Genomic DNA, 3,207 nt, shown 5'->3' with positions numbered 1-3,207 from the left:
ACCGAGATCCGTATCCCCCGGGCGTACGCGTGGGCGCGCAGCCGGATGAAGGCTTCCTCGACGCCGACGCCGAGCTGGACCATGAGGATGCCGGTGGCCTGGTCGATCTCGGCCCGGTAACCGCCCAGGTCATCGAAGGGCGCGTCGTCCGGCCGGTCCGTGCCGGCCACGTCGGTGCCGGACGCGCCGGCGTCGGACGGGACACCCGTCTCGCTGATCCCGACGTCGAGCAGAAGCAACGTGGCAGTGTCGGCGAAGGCCATCGCGTCGGCCACCTCGTCCGCGTCCAGCTCGACCGAGGTGCTGGAGTACAGATCGAGTACGCCGGGGCTGATGGCCCCGATCTGCAGGGGGAAGGCGAAGACCGCCCTGGCTCCGGCTTCCAGGGCCGCGTCGGCGAACACCGTCCAATGCCGCTGGAGTTCACCGGCCAACAAGTCGGTGCAAAGGACCGAGGAGCCGAGGACAAAGGCATCCACGCACGGCCCCTCGCCCAGAGTGAGCTGGAGTTCTTCCAGCTGCCGACTGACGGAGTCGGTGCTGCACAGCGGATGACTCGCCCGCCCGCGGGACATCGCGGACAACCCGGCCCCGCCGACCGGCAGCGCCGCCACCGCCGCCGTACACACGTCGAGGAGGCCGACCCGGGCGCCGCGCAGGGCCGCCTGCTCGGCCACGAGAGCCTGGATCCGCGCCGACCGGCTGCCGGGGATCACGGTGACCACCGGATCAAAGGGGGAGCCGGCGCCAGGAACACGACACCGTCGGCCGACCGGCCGACGGTGCCGGCGTCCTTCCTGAGCCAGGAGCGGAGGGAGGCCACGATCGGCTCGTCGGCCCGGTCCGCCAAGGCGACACCGAGCGATGCCTGGCGCTCGGAGAGGAGCGATTCCTGCAACCGTCGGGCCACATCCCGGTGCCGCACGTGCGGGCGAACCAGGAGCCCGGCGAAGCCGGCGCCGGTGATCCGGCCGACGGCGAGCGGGAGCACTCCGTCGAATCCCGGCCACCCGAAGTCGTCATCGCCTGCGACACGGGGGGCTGGGGCCGCGTGGGGGAGCCGCCGGTGCCGCCACCCCGGGGAAGATCCGAACCCGCAGCCCTCCAGGGCCGCGGTCTCCGCGATTACCACGGAGAATCCGGGCCGCCGTACGGCGACGGCGAGACGCCCTGGACGGACTTCCGGGCTCTGCTCGCGAGCATCTTCGCCGAACGCCGCTGCGCGGGACTCCGCGACGGACCCGCGAGATTCCCGTGGGAACAGGCGGCCTGTCGGCGGCTGAGCCGGTGCGGGCACATCGCTTCCACGGCGGACTGCTCGCAACCTCCTCCGTTCCACGGCTGACCGTGGGCCGGAGGCATGATCATGGCGCCCCTGCCCCCTGGAGGGGACAAGAGCGGCGCGAGCGCACGCGAGCCCCGCCGGCGGATGGACAGCCGCAGAGTAAGGCATGACCCCTCTGTTCCAGCCGTTCAGGCGTTCTCGGGACCGCCACCGGGTATCGGACGCGAGGCGCCGGGCTTCGTACCCGGCGGGGGGCGACCGAGGTCGGGGCGTACGAGGACGCGAGTGGGTCACCAGGTCGGGGTTCCGCGTTCCGAGGCTCGGTGCCCGACAGGGATCTCCTCGAAGATGCGACGGGTCCGGACGAGAATCCGCTCCCGTGGCATCGTGGTCAGCAAGCCGTGCGTCCACCGGGGTCCTGGGCGTCCGCTCACCAGCATAGTCCCCGGGCCGTTCGCCGCGGTGGGTCCGAACGGGCCGGAATCTGACAACCGGGCGGTCGCGGAAAGGCGTGGGAGAAATCCGGGGGCGAGCCGATTTCGACGTCTGGTCCAGATAGAGGGTCCGGGCAGGGCGCCTGCCGGGCAGCCTCCTGGCGTCCTGTTTCCGTGTGCAGATGAAGTCCGGGGAAAGGGCGTCGGCGAAACGGCGGGCGTGTTCGCGGTAGGCGGTGTGACTGTCGGGGTGCCAGGCATGGCGCCAGTTGTCGCCCAGGCGGCTGAGCCTGAGCTCCGGGTCGCCGGGGCGAGTCCGGCGTAGGCGGCGAGGTGGCCTGCGGTCGGGAAGGTGCTGCTGTCGCCGACCTCGATCAGGATCCTTGCTCCGGTCCTGACGCGGACTCCCGGCATGGACGTCAGGGCCTTCGAAAGAGGGTGAGCCTCCAGCAGTTCCTCGATCCTCCCGGCCAGGAGTTTCCGCTGATCAAGCACGGCCGTCAGAGAAGTGGCCAGGCTCGGGACGATCAGCGTGGCAGCCTCGGTGCCCGGGACCGTCACGGTCTGCTCGTCCAACGCGGTGAAGATGCCCTCGACCAGTCGCTCGGCCATCCTCGGTGCCTTCGGCCGCAGCAGGGTGACCAGCCGCCGACGGCCGGCTTTGCGTATCTGGGCGGGGGAGCCGAACCGTTCCAGCAGCGAGAGGACTGCCGGGTGCTGCAGCCTCGGCCCGAGGACTCGTTCCAGCGACGGGTGGATCTGGGTCAGCAGGCCGTGGAGGGGCGGCCCCGCGGAGATCGCGCGTCTATACATTGTGGTCAAAGATTCCGCGGTAAAGGCCCAACGGCAGGCAGCAAATCAGCTCAAGGCCATCTTGGTTACCGCGGACCCTGCCTTGCGTGAGGAGCTGGCCGGTCTGTCCCGTCGTGCGCTCGTCTGTGCCTGCCTGCGGCTCACTGAAGGGGACGACGGATCCAGTAGTGCGGGCGACACGGTTCACGCTACGTGCGCTGGCTGAGCGTATAGAGCAGCTCAGAATGCAGGCCCGAGTGCTGGAGCACCGCTTGTCGGAGCTGATCAGATGTCACTACCCCCGGCTCGTTGACGCCGTGGGGATCGGGCCCCATAGCGCCGCCGTCCTGCTGACCACCATGGGCGACAATAGCGACCGCCTGCCGGAGCACCTGTTCGCGGTAGGTCTTGCGTTCGCGCAGTGTGGCCATGACCGCGTCCTTCCGCGTGCGGGGGTGGGTTCCGAGGTCCGTGGGGGCTCTCAGTTCTCGTCGGAGTGGGCGCCGGTACCGACGGGGCTCCGGCTGGCGGCCAGCCAGGAGCGGGCGGGGTCGGCGGGTGTTGCAGTGTCCACGGTGAGGTGGAGGCGGGTGTCGCCGTCGAGGCCGGGATAGCTGCGCTGTTCCGCTCCGGCGAAGCAGTGGCGAAGCGCCTGCGCGACCGCTCGGGCGGCTTCGGGCGTGTGCGCGATGATCC

The 3,207-nt window shown here is 70.6% G+C and carries 4 protein-coding genes and 1 pseudogene; all 5 read right to left on the bottom strand.

Translation table 11 applies throughout. The annotated features are described in order from the left end of the window. The coding region (locus tag ACFWXC_RS52935) for a GAF and ANTAR domain-containing protein (RefSeq protein ID WP_384491521.1) at window positions 1-716 on the bottom strand (716 nt) is incomplete at its 3' end. Beyond that, window positions 713-991, bottom strand: coding sequence for a hypothetical protein (locus ACFWXC_RS52930; RefSeq protein WP_384491519.1), 279 nt, complete (start codon window positions 989-991; stop codon window positions 713-715). The genes ACFWXC_RS52935 and ACFWXC_RS52930, both read right to left, overlap by 4 nt. 1,010 nt (window positions 992-2,001) lie before the next feature. Further along, window positions 2,002-2,499, bottom strand: a pseudogene (locus tag ACFWXC_RS52925) (transposase); the annotation flags it as partial. Window positions 2,500-2,720: 221 nt separating this feature from the next. Continuing rightward, window positions 2,721-2,942 carry a hypothetical protein gene (locus ACFWXC_RS52920; RefSeq protein ID WP_384491517.1) on the bottom strand — a complete coding sequence of 74 codons (222 nt, stop codon included), beginning with the start codon at window positions 2,940-2,942 and terminating at the stop codon, window positions 2,721-2,723. Window positions 2,943-2,992: 50 nt separating this feature from the next. Next, complete coding sequence (locus tag ACFWXC_RS52915; RefSeq protein WP_384491515.1) at window positions 2,993-3,205, bottom strand: hypothetical protein; 213 nt, start codon at window positions 3,203-3,205, stop codon at window positions 2,993-2,995. Between the last annotated feature and the right edge of the window lie 2 nt (window positions 3,206-3,207).

The sequence above is a fragment of the Streptomyces sp. NPDC058683 genome, from assembly GCF_042716195.1.
In the GTDB taxonomy this organism is placed as follows: Bacteria; Actinomycetota; Actinomycetes; order Streptomycetales; family Streptomycetaceae; genus Streptomyces.
Note: the sequence above shows the minus strand (reverse complement) of the source record. Positions and strands in the feature narration are given on the sequence as shown.